The following is a 17,021-nucleotide window of genomic DNA, read 5'->3' as shown; positions in this document are numbered from 1 at the left end:
GAAACTAGTTGCACTATCTATCTGGTTGCGCGAAGAAAACCTGCAAAAGTCAGACTGCCCAGAACCCCGCGTGCCAGGACCAGTCGAACGATCTGCCTGGTTGCGTGAGGAAAACCTGCAAAAGTACAGTTTTTGCCCGATGGATGCGCTGGCTACGACAAATTCCTGCAAATGTGCAGGCTTTTTGCCGCGAACATGGGCTCAGATTCATTTTCATCGAAAATTCCTGCACAATTGCAGGCTTTTCGCCAAAATGAAGCATTTTTCTGAGAAAAACCTGCACTTTCGCAGGTTTTCCCCTGCCAAGCCGACGTATGCTCCCCACTTCAGCGCTGCACCCGTGTAGGAGAGGCGTGGGCTGCCCGTCACTTTATGAACAATCTGAGCTGTACTGCTTGCAGTACGGCTCTTTTTTTACCAAGCGTGGTCGACCGACCGCCGTCATGCAGCGCAACACCGTGCGCTGGGAGCTGCGCGCGGTGAAGACCGATAGCCGCAAAGGACGGGTTCTTGCATCTGGCGATTGACGCCCAAAAGGTAACGTGTTAAAATTACCGTACATTCTTTATTTTGGTAGTATGGTAGCACGTTATCGCACTAAAGCATCGAGCGAAGCAATGCACATGCCTGAGGCATGATGACGGATATAGGGTAGAGGTGAGACGGTGTCTAAGCCAAAAGTGTTTGAGAAGCCGATTGGGGTTAAGGATTATTTGCCCGAAGCGGTAGCAAAGCTGCGCAATATTGAGTTCCGGGTGCTGGCGTGCATGGAGCGCTGGGGATACAGTCAGATTATGACGCCTACTTTGGAATATTATGATACGGTAGGAGCAGCGAGCTCTACGGAAGACAGGAAGCTGTTCAAGCTGCTGGACCGGAAGGGCAAGACGCTTGTTTTGCGTTCGGAATTAACGGCGCCGATTGCGCGGGTCGTTTCGTCGCTGCTGAAGGAAAATGCCTTTCCGCTGAGATTGTCCTACCACTCCAACGTGTTCCGCGCGATTGAAGAGGAAGCTGGAAGAGACTCCGAGTTTTTTCAAACCGGCGTAGAGCTCGTGGGAGATGCTTCCTCCGAGGCTGATGCGGAGGTTGTAGCGCTCGCTATCGCGTCGCTGCAGGCGGCAGGGGTGGATAAGTTTAAAATCGCACTCGGCCACGTCGGCTTCCTGAACGGGCTGTTTCAGGAAACGCTGGCAGGTCGCGCAGACGCCCAGACGCTGCTAAAGGAATGCTTGCTGAACCGGGACTACGTCGGTTACCGGGAAGCGATCAAATCACTGTCACTTCCTCCTGAGGTGGAACGCGAGCTTCAAGGCGTACTCCGGCTCAGAGGCGGAGATGAAATTTGCGAGCAGGCGCGCCACGTCTCCAAAGACCCGGTCGCGCAGGAAGCGATTCGCCATCTGTGCGAAGTCTGGGATGTGCTGAAAGCTTACGGGGTCAGCGAGCATGTGGTCATTGATTTGACGATGATCGGGGATTTTTCCTACTATACGGGCATGACGTTCGAAGGCTATGCCGCGGATCTCGGTTTTCCGGTTTGCAGCGGCGGCCGTTACGACAACCTGCTCAGCCAGTTCGGGCGTCCGGCGCCGGCCACCGGCTTTGCCCTCAAGACCAACCGGATCTTGGAGGTCATCGGAAAAGAGCCGGCCGAGCAGCCGGGACGCACGTTGATCGCCTATGACGCGGAGCACCGGGAAGAGGCGCTGCAGCTTGCCCGGGAGATGCGCAGCCGGGATGGGCTGATCGTCGTGACGCAGCTTGTCGGCGGCGCGGATTGGGCTGACGAGGTACGGATGCTCCCGAACGGACGATACGAACTGCGTGGAACGGTGTATCACGATATTATCAAAATGATTCCTTAAGCCGGATCAGGCTTACAGTTTTGCTCACGAGACGGGCGTCCTGTCCGGAGGCCCGAAGGAGGCTTTGCATCATGGAAGAGATTTTAAAAGTAGCGATGCCGAAAGGCCGCATCTATAAACAGGCAGCCAAACTGCTGCTTAAGGCGGGACTGCCGATTCCGGAGGATCTGGAGGAAGGCCGCAGGCTGATCATTCCGGTTCCCGAAGCCGGAATGGAATTCATTCTTGCCAAGCCTGTCGACGTTCCGACGTACGTGGAGTACGGAGTGGCGGATATCGGCGTGGTCGGCAAAGACGTGCTGATGGAAGAGAACCGCAACGTCTACGAGCTTTTGGATCTCGGCATCGCGCGCTGCCGCATGTCGGTGATCGGGCTGCCGGATTGGAAGCCGGTGATCCATCCGCGGGTGGCGACGAAGTATCCGAACGTCGCCTCGCAATATTTTCGCGAGCAGGGGCAGCAGGTCGAGGTCATCAAACTGAACGGCTCGATTGAGCTCGCGCCGCTGATCGGCCTTGCCGACCGGATCGTCGACATGGTCGAAACCGGGCAGACGCTCAAGGAGAACGGGCTTGTCGAGCAGGAAGAGATTTTCCAGATCACGAGCCGGCTGATCGCCAACCGGGTCAGCTACCGGATGAAGAACGAGCAGATTCAGCGGCTGTGCGATCTTTTGCAAGCGGTGCTGCCTGTGCCGGCGCAGGTGTAACGGGGTCGGAAGCTAGGAGTCTGTCCGATGAACCAAGTAGAAGGTATATATACAAAATGACAGCAAATATGCAGTCATGATTCACCCGGTATGCACAAAAGTAACTCCGTCGGACAGACTCCTGTGCGATAGAAACAGGCAAAAGAGCGGAGCTCCATGGAAAGGATGAATAGACATGCGGATAGTACCTGCCTCGGAATTTGATTTAAAGCGGGAGGTCGAGTACGGCTCGCCCGAGCAAAATGAGAGCGTCCGCCGCATCATCGAAGCGGTGCGGCAGGAGGGGGATGCGGCACTGCGGCGCTTCGCGCGGCAGTTCGATGGCGTAGACGTCGCCGAGCTTCGCGTGAGCGACGAGGAGGTCCAGGCGGCGTACGCGCAGGTCGACGCCGGTTTCGTGGCGGCGCTGCGGCAGGCCGCCGCCAACATTCGCGCGTTTCATGAGAAACAGAAACGCGCGTCGTGGATGGACCTGCAGGCGGACGGCAGCCTGCTGGGCCAAATCATCCGACCGCTGAAGCGGGTCGGATTGTACGTGCCCGGAGGGAAGGCGGCTTACCCTTCCTCCGTGCTCATGAACGCCATCCCCGCGCTCGTGGCGGGGGTGCCGGAGATCGCGATGGTGACGCCTCCGGCCACCGCGGGCGAGGAAGGCATCAACCCGCACATCCTCGTGGCGGCTGCCGAAGCGGGCGTGCGGGAGATCTACCGCGCAGGCGGCGCCCAGGGGATCGCCGCGCTGGCCTACGGCACGGAATCGATCCCGGCGGTCGACAAAATCGTCGGGCCGGGCAACATTTACGTAGCGCTGGCGAAGCGCTATGTGTTCGGCGTCGTCGATATCGACATGATCGCCGGCCCTACCGACATCGTCGTGCTGGCCGACGGCTCGGCCGACCCTGAATATGTCGCCGCGGATCTGCTCGCGCAGGCGGAGCACGACGAAATGTCGCCGGCCATTCTGGTGACGCCGTCGCGGGAGCTGGCCGAAGAGGTGAAGCAGGAGCTGTGGAGGCAGCTGGACGTGCTGCCGAAAAAAGCGATCGCCGCCGTGTCCACAGCGACCAGGGGCGCGATCCTGCTTGTGGAGAGCTTGGACGAAGGCATCGGTGTCGTCAACAGGCTCGCGCCGGAGCATTGCGAGCTGCTGGTGCAGGAGCCTTTTGCGCTGCTGCCGCGCATTGAGAACGCGGGGGCTATTTTCCTCGGCCCATACAGCACCGAACCGGTAGGCGATTATTTCGCCGGTCCGAACCATGTGCTGCCGACGAACGGTACGGCGCGTTTTTCGTCTCCGCTGAACGTGGACGATTTTATAAAAAAATCAAGCGTCATTCACTACAGCAAGGAAGCGCTGTTGGCGAACGGCGAACAGATTATGATATTGGCCCGCAATGAAGGGCTGGAAGGCCACGCCAGAGCGGTGGAGGTCAGACTCAAAAAGGAAGGGAAGTTGAAGTAGCGATGGCGGAACAAGAACAGCTTTCCCGCAGGGCGAGCGTTTCTCGCAAGACGAACGAAACCGACATTCAGTTGACGTTCGAGGTGGACGGCACGGGAATTTCCGAGCTTGAGACGGATGTGCCTTTTCTCAACCATATGCTCGATTTGTTCACGAAGCACGGGCAGTTCAACCTGAACGTGGTTGCGAAAGGCGATATCGAGATCGACGATCACCACACGGTGGAGGATATCGGCATCTGCCTCGGCCAGACGCTGCGCGAAGCGCTCGGCGACAAAAAAGGCATCAAGCGCTACGCGAGCGTATTCGTTCCGATGGATGAGGCGCTGGCACAGGTCGTCATCGACATCAGCAACCGTCCGCATTTTGAATACCGCGCCCAGTATCCTTCGCAGAACGTGGGCAGCTTCTCGACGGAGCTCGTGCAGGAGTTTCTGTGGAAGCTGGCGCTCGAAGCGCGGATTACTTTGCACGTTATCGTTCATTACGGCCAGAACACGCACCACATGATCGAAGCGGTGTTCAAAGCATTGGGCCGCGCGCTGGATGAGGCGACTTCAATCGATCCTCGCGTGCAGGGGGTTCCTTCGACGAAGGGAGTGCTGTAGCATGATTGCAATTATCGACTATGGAATGGGCAATTTGCATAGCGTCAGCAAAGCCGTGGAACGGCTCGGGCATGAGGCTGTCGTGACCGGCGACGCGGAGCGGATTATGGCCGCAGACGGCGCGATCCTGCCGGGCGTAGGGGCTTTCGGCGACGCGATGGAGCATCTGCGCGAATCGGAGCTGCGCGATGTCGTCGTCCGCTATGCGGAGTCAGGCAAGCCGCTGCTGGGCATTTGCCTGGGCATGCAGCTGCTGTTCTCAAGCAGCGAGGAGCACGGCGATCACGAGGGGCTGAATCTGCTGCCCGGCCAGGTTGTGCGCTTCCGGGGCGATTACAAGGTGCCGCACATGGGATGGAACCGGCTCAGCTACAAGCAAAGCGGGAGCCCGTTGTTTGCCGGCATCGAAGAAGGCCACGTATACTTCGTGCATTCTTACCATGCGAAGCCGGAGCGGGAGTCCGATCTGCTCGCGGTGACGGATTATTATCAGCCTGTGACGGCTATTGTCGGCAGAGACAACGTCTACGGCATGCAGTTTCACCCGGAAAAGAGCGGCGATATCGGCATGCGCCTGCTCGATAATTTTTTGAAAATGTGTTAAGCGAGGTGCGGGAATTCATGTCTTCATTCATCATTTACCCGGCTATCGATATTCGCGATGGCAAATGCGTCCGTCTTGTGCAGGGCGATTACAACCAAGAGACGGTTTACAATACAAATCCGCTGGAAGTCGCTCAAGACTGGGCGGCCCAGGGCGCGGCATGGATTCATCTGGTCGATCTGGACGGAGCCAAAGCGGGCCATCCCGTGAATGACAAGTTGATCGGGCAAATCGCGCAAAGCGTCAAAGTTCCCGTGCAAATCGGCGGCGGGCTGCGCACGGAGCAGGATGTGGACCGCTTGCTTGCGCTCGGCGTATCGCGGGTCATTATCGGAACGGCGGCGATTGAGGACCGCCAGTTTGTTTATAATTTGCTTGCGAAGCACGGTGAAAAAGTGGCGATCGGCATCGACGCGCGCGACGGCTTTGTGGCGACCCGCGGATGGCTGGAAACGTCGCAGGTGAAAGCGGAGGATCTCGCGGTCGAGCTTGCGGAGCGCGGCGCCAAGACGTTTATTTTCACGGATATTTCCCGCGACGGCATGATGGAAGGCCCGAATACGCAGGCGATCGCCCATTTGGCCAAAGTGTCGGGACAGACGGTCATCGCTTCCGGCGGCGTCAGCAAAATGGACGATCTCATTCGTCTCGCCGAGCATGCGGATCAAGGCGTCGGCGGCGCGATTGTCGGCAAGGCGCTGTACACGGGCAGCATCAAGCTGGAAGAAGCGGTCAAGCTGATTTCCCGCTGATTGTTCCGGCATTAATGACGAAGGAGGTGCCCTTATGTTGGCAAAAAGAATTATCCCTTGCCTCGATGTGAAGGACGGTCGGGTCGTCAAAGGAGTTAATTTCGTCAATTTGCGCGATGCGGGCGATCCGGTGGAGCTGGCTGCGATTTATGACCGCGAAGGCGCGGATGAGCTTGTATTCCTCGATATTTCGGCTTCGCACGAAGGCAGGGCTACGATGGTTGAGGTCGTTCGCCAGACGGCGGGGGAGATTACGATTCCTTTTACCGTGGGCGGAGGCATTGCCAGCGTGGACGACATGAAGCGTCTGCTGCGGGCCGGTGCGGACAAGATCGGCATCAATACTGCGGCGATCCGCAATCCGCAGCTTGTTTCCGACGGGGCGCGCAAGTTCGGTTCGCAGTGCGTGGTCGTCGCCATCGATGCGAAGTATAACGCGGAGTGGGGCGAATGGGAAGTGTTCACGCACGGCGGGCGCAACGGTACGGGCATCAAAACGCTGGAGTGGGCCCGCCGCGTCGAAGAGCTGGGAGCCGGCGAGATTTTGCTGACGAGCATGGATGCGGACGGAACGAAGGACGGCTTCGATTTGAAGCTAACCAGTGCAGTATCCGGGTTGGTTGGCATCCCTGTCATCGCATCCGGCGGAGCGGGCCGGGTCGGACACTTTTACGACGTATTCACCGAAGGCAAGGCCGATGCGGGCTTGGCCGCCACCATTTTTCACTATAAAGAGCTGACGATCCAAGAGGTCAAGAACGACCTTAAGGACAAAGGAGTTGAAATCCGATGACATTTGCGATAGATACGATCAAATTCGACGCTCACGGACTTGTGCCTGCCGTCGTGCAGGATGCCGTCAGCAAAGAAGTGCTCATGCTGGCTTATATGAACAGCGAGTCGCTGCAGCGCACGATTTCCACCGGCCAGACGTGGTTCTGGAGCCGTTCCCGCGGGGAGCTTTGGAATAAAGGGGCCACTTCCGGCCACACGCAAAAGGTTAAGGCGCTGCGCTATGATTGCGACGCCGATACGCTGCTCGTTCTGGTCGAGCAGACGGGTCCGGCTTGCCATACCGGCAAGTACAGCTGCTTCTACAACAGCATTCCGCTGGAAACGGAAGGCGCCGCGGCGGAAGCTATCGAAGCTGCGCCGGCAGGCCGCTTCGCGATTTTGTCCGAGCTGGAAGCCGTGATCGCATCGCGGGAAGCCGAACGCCCGGAGGGAGCCTACACGACCTACCTGTTTGAAAAAGGCGTCGACAAAATTTTGAAAAAAGTCGGCGAGGAAACCGCGGAAGTGATCATCGCCGCGAAAAATCAGGACAACGACGAGCTTCGCTACGAAGCGAGCGATTTGATTTTCCACTTGATGGTGCTGCTGCGCAACAACAAGCTCCCGCTTGACGAAGTCATGAAAGAGCTGGAGCGCCGGCACGTCAAAAAATAAATATTTTGCAGACCTGGAGTGATACGGATGTTGATTGATTATCATACACATCATGTGCGCTGCGGTCACGCCTCCGGGGAACTGGAGGATTATGTCAAACGCGGCATCGAGATCGGGCTCACGCAGTTGGGGCTGTCGGATCATATGCCGCTTTTGCACGTGGACCCGGCGGCCTATTGGCCCGAGATGGCGATGCCTATGGATGAGCTGCCGCGCTACGTGGAGGAATGCCTGCATCTGAAAGAAAAGTACAAGGACCGGATCGACATCCGCGTCGGGCTTGAAGGCGATTATATCGAAGGCTTCGAGGCCGAGATCGAGCGGATCGTCAAGGCATACCCGTGGGATTACGTGATCGGCTCGGTGCATTTTTTGGGCGAGTGGGATATTTCCGATTTTCGCCAGGTAGCGGGATGGGACGGCAAGAATGTCTATGAAGTGTACGCGCAATATTACGATGCGGTGATGAAAGCGGCGCGAACGGGATTTTACGATTATATCGGCCATATCGATGTCATCAAACGATTCGGGTATAAGCCGGAACGCGATCCGTGGGAGCTGGAAAAAGCTGCGCTGGACACGGTCAAGGAGTGCGGGCTTGCGATCGAGCTGAACGCATCCGGCCTGCGCATGCCGTGCGAAGAGATGTTTCCGAGCAGGCGGATGCTGGAATATTGCCATAAGGTGGGAATTCCTTTAACCATCGGTTCGGACGCGCACCAGCCGGAGCGGTTGTCCCAATATTTGGACCAGGCCAGAGCGCTGCTGAAAGAGCTAGGATTTAACGAAATAGCCACATTTTCTACGAGAAAGCGGCATCTTGTTACTTTTTAAATTCGACACCTTTCATGTATAATGATATAGGCATGAATAATCCTATTTAATGAAACCTTCGGAGGTAGCCATTAACCATGTATAGCGACAATGTTAAAATATTTTCCGGATCGTCGAATCCGAAGCTTGCGGAACGTATTTGCAATGAGCTCGGCCAGCCGCTTGGGCAAATCAAACTGTCCCGTTTTAAAAGCGGAGAAATTTACTGTCTTTACGAAGAATCGATTCGTAACTGCGACGTATTTCTGGTACAAACGTTTTCCCATCCGATCAATGAGCATATGATGGAACTTCTGGTCATGATGGATGCGGCGAAAAGAGCCTCCGCAAGAACAATCAACCTTGTCATTCCTTACTATGGCTACTCCCGTCAAGAACGTAAAGCTGCTCCCCGTGAGCCGATTTCCGCTAAATTGGTCGCTGACCTGTTCAGTGCCGCGGGCGCACACCGCGTGGTGACAATCGACCTGCACGCTCCTGCGATCCAGGGCTTTTTCAATATTCCTGTGGATCACTTGACCGCACTTGATTTAATCAGCGATTGCGTCCGCAAGAAAAATCTTGTCGATCCGATTATCGTATCCCCGGATGCCGGGCGCGCGACGACCGCCGAGAAAATGGCGAACATTCTCGATGCGCCTTTTGCCATGATGATCAAAAAACGTCCTGCTCACAACGAAGCCGTGATCACGCATGTGATCGGCGATGTCGCGGGCCGTACGCCGATCATTATCGAGGATTTGATCGATACCGGAACGACGATCGTCAATGTTGTGGAAGGGCTCAAGGAGAGAGGCGCTCACGACGTATATATTTGCGCGACTCACCCTGTTTTCTCCGGTCCTGCGCTCCAGCGTCTCGACCATCCGAACATCAAGGAAGTTATTATTACCGATTCCATCGCAATTCCGGACGGCCACTCCGAGAAATTCCGCGTGCTGTCCGTAGCTCCGCTGCTGTCGGACGCTATTCGCATTATTACTGAAGGAGGATCCCTATCCTCCCTCTTCAAATACGGCGGCGTGTAAGGGAGTTTAAAAAGCCGGCTTTGATAACGAAGCTGAGTCAGGAAGCTTAATCGGCATCGAATCTTGAACGAATCCGGGAAGTCCGGTACTCACGTAGAACCCCTCTACGCTCCGTTCCTCCTTCTCCGGATATCGTCCAACCTTCTCGGTTCTGAAAGCCGGCTTTTTAAACCTGATCTAAATTTTTCCTCCTTTTGGATAAAGTTTTTGGCTTCCGGGTGATCTATGGTATAATTTGATGGAAATCAATTTACCGGAGGTGCCTTGCTATGGAAAAGAAGAAGCGTGTGTCCAAAGCGCTGAAGCCCAAAGTCATTTCAATCAACATGGATGCCGCATTCTTTTTCGAGAGAGCGGTTCAATCCCTGGATCGATTTCATTACGATAAGGCATTAAAATATTTCCGGCGTGCTGTAGAGTACGAACCGGATAACCCGGTGAATCACTGCAATCTTGCAGGGGTTCTCTCCGAGACGGGCAATTACGACGAGTCGAACCTTATTTTGCAGCAAATTCTTGATACAATCGATCCGACGATGACGGAATGTCATTTTTATATGGCCAACAACTACGCCAACATGGAAAATTTTGAGCTGGCGGAGCAAGCGTTGGTCCAATATTTGGAGAACGACCCGAGCGGGCAGTTCCTCGAAGAATCGGAAGAAATGATGGAGCTCCTCAGCTACGAGCTTGAACGCCCTGCCCCTCTCACTAGCATCAAGAGTCGAGAAGGGCTCTTCGAGCATGATAAGGCGAGGGCCCTTCTGGAAGAAGGCAAATTTGCCGAGGCGGTGCGCCAGCTGGAGAAGCTGATCAAGAAGCATCCGGATTTCCTGGCGGCCCGGAACAATTTGGCGTTGGCCTACTATTACATGGGCCAGTTCGAGAAATCGATGTCGACGATCCACAGCGTTCTCGAAATCGATTCCGGCAATTTGCACGCGCTGTGCAATCTGGCCATTTTCCACCAGCATTTCGGCAATAAGAAAGAGCTTGCGGAACTGGTGGAGCTGCTGTGCAAAACGTATCCGTTTCAGCAGGATCATGTATTCAAGCTTGCTACGACGATGGGGATTTTGGCCGAGCACGAGAAGGCGTACCATCTGTTCAAGCGTCTGATTAAGGCGGGCGAAGGCGCAGCCGATCCTTGCCTGTATCATTATGCCGCGGTAGCTGCGTGCCATATCGGCCGGTTCGCGGAGGCGCAGCGCCACTGGAAGCAAGTGGAGAAGCTCGACCCGGGGACGGAGATTTCCAAATTTTATTTGGATCAGCTGCGAAACCTCAAGGACGATGCCGCAACGCCGACGTGGAGCTACCATTACCATCTGCCTTTCGAGGAACAATTCCGCGTGCTGGAAAAATCGACTCAAGGCATACCGGAGCAGTTGAAGAAAGACCCGCTGGTTCGCTCTTCGTTCTTTTGGGCGCTTCGGCACGGGGATATCGATACCAAGCTGCAGGTCATTCAGGCGTTCGGCCTCATTGCCGACAATGAAGTGAAGGATGCCCTGAAAGATTTTATTCTGGAGCGCGAAGAGGACGATTATTTGAAAAAGGTCGCCATATTCGTACTCCGCAGCATCGGCGTCCGCGATCCGCTGCCGGCGGTTCTCGAACAGCGCGACGTCGTCGTGCAGGCTTCACCGTACTCCCCGCACTTGCCTGTATGGGATTCCAAGTGGCAGGGAGTGATGGAAACCGCGCTTGCGCATATGCATAAGCGGTATGATATGATTCAGCAGTACGATCTGGAAATTCTCTGGGTCGAATATTTGACCAAGATTTATCCGGGTGTGCCCAAAATCAACAAGTCGGAAGGCTGGGCCGCAGCTTTGGAATATTTGATCGCCAAAATGCACCGCCGCGCCATTTCGTATCAGGAAGTGTCGGTTCGTTACGGCGTCACCGTCTCTACCGTAAGCAAAAACGTGAAACTGATCGACGAAGCTTGCGGGCTGCGTGAAAAAATGGAAGCCATTTTCCCGAAATTCACCAGTATTTGACCGGTTGTGACCGCCGCTTGCGGCGAACCCCGGCTTTCTTTTCCAAATCCAGTAGGCGGAACTCATTTCTGCTTGCATATATAAGCTTCTCAAATAGGAGGGAAACCATATGTATAAAACAGTCGTTGTAGGAACAGGGCCATCCGGTCTGACAGCAGCCATTTATTTAGCTCGTGCCAACCTTAGTCCGCTTGTCATTGAAGGTCCGGAACCGGGAGGCCAATTAACGACCACAACTGAAGTAGAGAACTTTCCGGGATTCCCTGAAGGAATTATGGGGCCGGAGCTCATGGAAAATATGCGCAAACAAGCGGAGCGTTTCGGCGCCGAGTTTAAAACAGGCTGGGTCAACTCCGTTGAACTGACGAATCGTCCTTTCAAGCTGCAGGTTGAAGGTCTGGGCGAGATCGAAACCGAGACGCTGATTATTTCTACGGGAGCTTCCGCCAAACTGCTGGGTATCACCAACGAAAAAGACAGCATCGGACGCGGCGTCAGCACTTGCGCTACATGCGACGGATTTTTCTTCCGCGGCAAAAAAATTATCGTAGTCGGCGGCGGGGACTCCGCGATGGAAGAAGCGAACTTCCTGACTCGCTTCGCCTCCGAAGTTCGCCTGGTACACCGCCGCGATGAGCTGCGCGCCTCCAAAATCATGCAGGACCGCGCACGCGGCAATGAGAAAATCAAATGGGCGCTCAACAATACGCCGCTTGAAGTCGTTTCCGGCGACAAAGGCGTTACCGGTTTGAAAGTGAAAAACAACGAAACCGGCAATGAAGAGATTATCGAAACGGACGGCATTTTCGTAGCGATCGGCCACACGCCGAACACGAAATTCCTCGGCGGTCAAATTACGACTGACGAGCAGGGTTACATCCTGGTCAAGCCGGGTACGACAGAAACGAACATTCCCGGCGTATTCGCGTGCGGAGATGTTCAGGATACGAAGTATCGCCAGGCAATTACGGCCGCAGGCAGCGGATGCGCAGCGGCGCTTGAATGCGAGAAGTTCCTTGAAGGACATATCGTGCACGATTGGAGCCAGTCGCTGTAATTCGACCGGATCTGTTACGAAAACGTGGAGGGCAATGCTTTCCACGTTTTTCTTACTGTATGGGGAGCTGCTAAATTCTGTTCAACCTTGACCTGTATTCGGGCTTGTCATATAGTTGGATCAGGAGCTTATATCTGAAAATTTTATGATTATTCGTTGAGGTGACCTTGCAATGTCAAATCAGATTTATATCGGTGTAGATTTAGGCGGTACCAGTATTAAGGTCGGCATTTGCGACGAGCACGGAAAGCTGCTGCACACTTATGAGGGGCCTACGGGCGCGGATCAGGGGCCTGAGGCTGTTTTGAACCGGATTGCCGAATATGTGCGCAAAATTGTTGACGATTCTCCTTTCGAGTGGGAGCAAGTGGCCGGTATTGGTGCAGGTCTTGCGGGATTTCTGAATATTCCGGAGGGCATTGTCAAATTTTCGCCGAACTTGCAATGGCGCGATGTCCACGCAAAAAGCACGCTTGAAGCTTTGCTTGGCAAAACGGTAAAAATAGACAACGACGCGAACGTCGCCGCTCTTGGTGAAGCATGGGCGGGAGCGGCTGCAGGCATCGATAACAGCGTATGCTATACGCTGGGAACGGGTGTTGGCGGAGGCATTATCATTAACGGGAAAATTTATCAAGGGTCCAACGGTATGGCCGGCGAGCTCGGACATATTAGCATCGTTCCCGATATCGAAGCGATCAATTGCGGCTGCGGTCAAGTGGGCTGCCTGGAGACGGTTTCTTCCGCGACGGGAATTATCCGCATGGCCAAAGAAGCCGTAGAGCGCGGCGAGCGCACATCGCTTGCTCTGCACGACAATATCGAAGCCAAACACGTGTTCGATGCGGCGAAAAGCGGGGACGAAGTGGCGCTGCGTATCGTGAACCGTGCCGCTTATTACCTCGGCCGTTCGATGGCGACCGTTTCCATCATACTGAATCCGAAGCGCTTTGTTATCGGCGGCGGCGTATCCAAGGCGGGAGAAATCCTGTTCGCCCCGATTCGGGAGACGTTTAAAAAATATACGACTGAAGTGGCGGCCGAGGGCGTTGAGATCGTTCCTGCCACACTCGGCAACGATGCGGGCGTCGTTGGCGCCGCCGGTTTGAGCTTGCGTTAGTGTCAGCCATGTTTCGCAGACGGGCTGCAGCTTTGGAGAAAGGATCTCCGGGTGCCTGAAAAGCAATGCGTCTTTATCGCGAAGGTTAGCGAAAGGCTCGGCCGTTCACGGAAATTGCGAAGCGTTCGTCTTCGCAAACGTGCACCCGACATCCGATATTCGGAACGGAAATCCTTTCCCAAGCCTCAACACCCGTCCTCGAAACGCACTCCAAAGGAAGGTGTGTAACCATGGAAGAAATCCACCCTTTAGCGAAGCTGGTCATCATCACAGGAATGTCGGGCGCAGGAAAGACGATCGCTGTACAGAGTCTGGAGGATCTCGGATTTTTTTGCGTCGATAATTTGCCTCCGGTGCTCATACCCAAATTTGCCGAACTGATCGAACAGTCGGCGGGCAAAATCGGCAAAGTCGCGCTGGTGATTGATTTGCGGGGGCGTGAGTTTTTTACGGCGCTTCAGGAGTCGCTGCGCAGCATTCGAGAGAATTATACCCTGACCTACGAGATTCTGTTCCTTGACGCTACGGATGCTGCCCTGGTGCAGCGTTATAAGGAAAGCCGCCGCCGCCATCCGCTCGCTCCGCAGGGCGTACCGCTGGACGGTATCGGCCTGGAGCGCAAGCTGCTTGAAGAGCTGAAAGGCTTGGCGACGCAAGTCATCGATACGAGTGCGCTTAAGCCGACCCAGCTCAAGGAAAGAATTATTTCCAGGTTTACCAATTTGGAAACGAATCGCATATCTATAAATGTAATCTCTTTTGGATTTAAGTACGGAATCCCGATTGATGCCGATTTGATTTTTGACGTGCGCTTTTTGCCGAATCCGCATTATGTCGATCAACTGCGTCCGCAGACCGGTCAGGACCCGGATGTGTACGATTACGTCATGAAATGGAACGAAACGCAGGAATTTCTTGCCAAACTGCTGGATATGCTGCACTTCCTGATGCCGCAGTACAAGAAAGAAGGCAAGAGCCAGGTCGTCGTCGGAATCGGTTGTACGGGAGGCAAGCACAGGTCTGTCGCCATTTCGGAATATTTGGGCAAAGTAATGGGGACCAGCGAGACGGAAGTCGTGCGTGTAAGCCACCGGGACGCCGAACGTGACCGCGTATAAGAAGCTGTTCATTATTTAAGAGGGTGTATAGATGAAAAGAGATAGCTTGCAGAGCGTTCCCAAGATCGTTGTTATCGGCGGCGGCACCGGGCTTTCGGTTATGCTTAGAGGATTGAAAGAGAAGCCCGTTGATATTACGGCTATTGTGACAGTCGCCGATGACGGGGGGAGCTCTGGGATTCTCCGAGCGGAAATGCAGATGCCGCCACCCGGCGACATTCGCAACGTGCTGACGGCTTTGGCCGATGTGGAGCCTCTGCTTTCTTTAATGCTGCAGTACCGGTTTCAGACGGGAACCGGGCTTGCCGGACACAGTCTCGGGAATTTGATTCTGGCTGCTCTCACGGACATTACAGGCGACTTTGTCACCGCTGTCAAAGAGATGAACCGGGTGTTCGCGGTCAAGGGCAGAGTGCTGCCGGCATCCAGCCATGCGATTGTGCTGAAAGCTGTCATGGAAGACGGCTCAACGGTCGAGGGCGAGTCCAAAATCCCCAAGGCGCAGGGCCGGATCAAGCGCGTATTGATCGAACCTCCCGATGTCGCTCCTCTGGAGGAGGCGCTGCAGGCCATTCGCCAGGCGGATGCGATTCTGTGCGGTCCGGGAAGTTTATATACGAGCATACTCCCCAATCTGCTGGTTCCCCAAATCGCTCAGGAAATCATGAGCTCGGACGCCGTGAAAATGTTCATCTGCAATGTGATGACGCAGCCGGGCGAAACGGACGATTACTCGGTCGGCGACCATTTGGACGCGATTCACAGCCATTTGGGCCACCATTTGTTCGACTATGTCATCGTCAACAATGGCGAGATTCCGCCTCAGGTTCAGGCCAAGTACGCGGAGCAGGGCTCCAAGGCCGTCCACCTCGATTTGGATGAAGTGACGAAGAGAGGGTACCAGGTCATTGCCGACCGGCTCGTGCTGTTCCGTACCTACCTGCGCCACGATGCTGAAAAGCTGAGTGACCATATTTATCAGCTCGTCGAAAGCTGGATGTTAAGGAAGAGGTGAGACCTTTGTCCTTTGCGGCACAAACCAAAAAAGAACTGACTTTAATCGAAACGGATGCGTGCTGCGAAAAAGCGGAACTGTCGGCGCTGATCCGTATGAACGGCACCGTGCAGTTGTCTAATCAACGCGTCATCCTGGACATTTCAACCGAAAACGCCGCCATCGCAAGGAGAATCTATACCCTCCTGAAAAAGACGTACCACCTCCATACGGAGCTGCTTGTGCGCAAAAAAATGCGCCTCAAGAAGAACAACGTGTACATCGTCAGAGTGCCCGGACAAGTGCAGGAGCTTCTGAGCGACCTGAAAATCGTCTCCGAGGGCTTTCTGTTCACGCCCGATATCGAAAGGGAAATTATCCGCGGCAACTGCTGCAAACGGGCGTATTTGCGCGGTGCATTTATGGCCGGCGGCTCGGTTAACAACCCCGAGGGCTCCTCGTACCATCTGGAGATCGCCTCGATCTATGAAGAGCATTGCAAAGCGCTGTGCCAGTTGGCGAACAAGTTCGATCTCAATGCGCGCTTCATCGAGCGCAAAAAAGGGTTCGTCTTTTACATCAAGGAAGGCGAGAAAATCATCGAATTCCTGAGCATCATCGGCGCTCATCAAGCGCTGCTGCGGTTCGAGGACGTGCGCATTATGAAAGATATGCGCAATTCGGTGAACCGTATCGTGAATTGCGAAACGGCAAACCTGAACAAGACGATCGGCGCGGCCGTCAGGCAGATCGACAACATCCGACTGCTGCAAAGGGAAGTCGGCCTCGAGAACTTGCCGGAGAAGCTGCGGGAAGTCGCCGAAATCAGGCTGCAGCATCCGGATATGAACCTGAAGGAAGTCGGCGATATGCTAAAAGGCAGCGTCAGCAAGTCGGGCGTGAATCATCGCCTTCGAAAAATAGATGAATTAGCCGAAAAACTGCGAAATTCGTAAGTACGACACAACCAAACAGCTAATTCGCAAGTTTTTCTCAATTTTTCTAGTGTACTTCCGCGAAAAATGCTATAATGTTTTAACATAGGGTAATGAGATGTATTCGACAGTATTTCATATAAGCTTGAGTAGGGGGAATTAGTTCCATGTCCAGACGGCCAGTCGTTGTGAAGTTGAGAACGGGACTTCATGCCAGACCTGCGGCATTGTTTGTTCAAGAGGCGAATAAATTTTCATCGGAAATCTTTGTTGAAAAAGATGAAAAGAAAGTAAATGCGAAGAGCATCATGGGTATTATGAGCCTCGCCATCAGCACAGGGACCGAAGTTTTCATAAGTGCGGAAGGTTCGGACGCCGAGCAGGCTGTAAACGCTTTAGTCACATTGGTCAGCAAAGAAGAATTGGAGAACCAATAATTCGAACGAAGGCTTCCTCTCGGGGAAGCTTTTTTGCGT

The 17,021-nt window shown here is 54.6% G+C and carries 17 protein-coding genes; all 17 read left to right on the top strand.

Annotation, left to right across the window (positions count from 1 at the left end; all coding sequences use genetic code 11):
• Positions 1 to 665 precede the first annotated feature (665 nt).
• The 17 genes from AC0LWT_RS18795 (at position 666) to AC0LWT_RS18715 (ending at position 16,982) form a co-directional block, all read left to right on the top strand.
• A complete protein-coding gene (locus AC0LWT_RS18795) occupies positions 666 to 1,868 on the top strand; it encodes an ATP phosphoribosyltransferase regulatory subunit (protein WP_474682794.1) in 1,203 nt (400 codons plus the stop codon).
• Positions 1,869 to 1,939: 71 nt separating this feature from the next.
• Positions 1,940 to 2,578, top strand: a complete 639-nt coding sequence (hisG, locus tag AC0LWT_RS18790; protein WP_474682793.1) for an ATP phosphoribosyltransferase — start codon at positions 1,940 to 1,942, stop codon at positions 2,576 to 2,578.
• Positions 2,579 to 2,753: 175 nt separating this feature from the next.
• The gene (gene hisD, locus AC0LWT_RS18785) at positions 2,754 to 4,040 is read left to right on the top strand and encodes a histidinol dehydrogenase (RefSeq protein WP_474682792.1); all 1,287 of its coding nucleotides are present in this window, start codon (positions 2,754 to 2,756) and stop codon (positions 4,038 to 4,040) included.
• 2 nt (positions 4,041 to 4,042) lie between these two features.
• Positions 4,043 to 4,648 (top strand): imidazoleglycerol-phosphate dehydratase HisB, encoded by a 606-nt coding sequence (gene hisB / locus AC0LWT_RS18780; RefSeq protein ID WP_474682791.1) that lies wholly within the window; start codon positions 4,043 to 4,045, stop codon positions 4,646 to 4,648.
• Position 4,649: 1 nt separating this feature from the next.
• Positions 4,650 to 5,252 carry an imidazole glycerol phosphate synthase subunit HisH gene (hisH, locus tag AC0LWT_RS18775; protein WP_474682790.1) on the top strand — a complete coding sequence of 201 codons (603 nt, stop codon included), beginning with the start codon at positions 4,650 to 4,652 and terminating at the stop codon, positions 5,250 to 5,252.
• A 17-nt stretch (positions 5,253 to 5,269) separates the two neighbouring features.
• Positions 5,270 to 6,004 (top strand): 1-(5-phosphoribosyl)-5-[(5-phosphoribosylamino)methylideneamino]imidazole-4-carboxamide isomerase, encoded by a 735-nt coding sequence (gene hisA / locus AC0LWT_RS18770; RefSeq protein WP_474682789.1) that lies wholly within the window; start codon positions 5,270 to 5,272, stop codon positions 6,002 to 6,004.
• Positions 6,005 to 6,038: 34 nt separating this feature from the next.
• On the top strand, positions 6,039 to 6,797 hold the full coding sequence (gene hisF, locus AC0LWT_RS18765; protein WP_474682788.1) for an imidazole glycerol phosphate synthase subunit HisF: 759 nt from the start codon (positions 6,039 to 6,041) through the stop codon (positions 6,795 to 6,797).
• Entirely contained in the window at positions 6,794 to 7,453 is a 660-nt protein-coding gene (gene hisIE, locus AC0LWT_RS18760; protein ID WP_474682787.1) for a bifunctional phosphoribosyl-AMP cyclohydrolase/phosphoribosyl-ATP diphosphatase HisIE, read from the top strand. The genes hisF and hisIE overlap by 4 nt, the downstream gene beginning before the upstream one ends.
• Before the next feature lie 27 nt (positions 7,454 to 7,480).
• Positions 7,481 to 8,287, top strand: coding sequence for a histidinol-phosphatase HisJ (hisJ, locus tag AC0LWT_RS18755; protein WP_474682786.1), 807 nt, complete (start codon positions 7,481 to 7,483; stop codon positions 8,285 to 8,287).
• 77 nt (positions 8,288 to 8,364) lie between these two features.
• Complete coding sequence (locus tag AC0LWT_RS18750) at positions 8,365 to 9,315, top strand: ribose-phosphate diphosphokinase (RefSeq protein ID WP_474682785.1); 951 nt, start codon at positions 8,365 to 8,367, stop codon at positions 9,313 to 9,315.
• A gap of 269 nt (positions 9,316 to 9,584) precedes the next feature.
• Positions 9,585 to 11,321, top strand: a complete 1,737-nt coding sequence (locus AC0LWT_RS18745) for a tetratricopeptide repeat protein (protein WP_474682784.1) — start codon at positions 9,585 to 9,587, stop codon at positions 11,319 to 11,321.
• Positions 11,322 to 11,430: 109 nt separating this feature from the next.
• Positions 11,431 to 12,378 (top strand): thioredoxin-disulfide reductase, encoded by a 948-nt coding sequence (trxB, locus tag AC0LWT_RS18740; protein WP_474682783.1) that lies wholly within the window; start codon positions 11,431 to 11,433, stop codon positions 12,376 to 12,378.
• Between the two features lie 172 nt (positions 12,379 to 12,550).
• Positions 12,551 to 13,498: an ROK family glucokinase gene (locus AC0LWT_RS18735; RefSeq protein ID WP_474682782.1), complete on the top strand. Its 948-nt coding sequence runs from the start codon at positions 12,551 to 12,553 to the stop codon at positions 13,496 to 13,498.
• 230 nt (positions 13,499 to 13,728) lie between these two features.
• Positions 13,729 to 14,616 carry an RNase adapter RapZ gene (gene rapZ, locus AC0LWT_RS18730; RefSeq protein WP_474682781.1) on the top strand — a complete coding sequence of 296 codons (888 nt, stop codon included), beginning with the start codon at positions 13,729 to 13,731 and terminating at the stop codon, positions 14,614 to 14,616.
• Positions 14,617 to 14,647: 31 nt separating this feature from the next.
• A complete protein-coding gene (locus tag AC0LWT_RS18725; protein WP_474682780.1) occupies positions 14,648 to 15,631 on the top strand; it encodes a gluconeogenesis factor YvcK family protein in 984 nt (327 codons plus the stop codon).
• A gap of 5 nt (positions 15,632 to 15,636) precedes the next feature.
• Complete coding sequence (gene whiA / locus AC0LWT_RS18720) at positions 15,637 to 16,566, top strand: DNA-binding protein WhiA (protein WP_474682779.1); 930 nt, start codon at positions 15,637 to 15,639, stop codon at positions 16,564 to 16,566.
• Positions 16,567 to 16,712: 146 nt separating this feature from the next.
• Positions 16,713 to 16,982 (top strand): HPr family phosphocarrier protein, encoded by a 270-nt coding sequence (locus tag AC0LWT_RS18715; protein ID WP_028555561.1) that lies wholly within the window; start codon positions 16,713 to 16,715, stop codon positions 16,980 to 16,982.
• Positions 16,983 to 17,021: the final 39 nt, after the last annotated feature.

This window comes from Paenibacillus sp. sgz302164 (assembly GCF_056120505.1).
The sequence above is the reverse complement of the archived record's forward strand: the minus strand, read 5'-3'. Positions and strand labels throughout refer to the sequence as shown.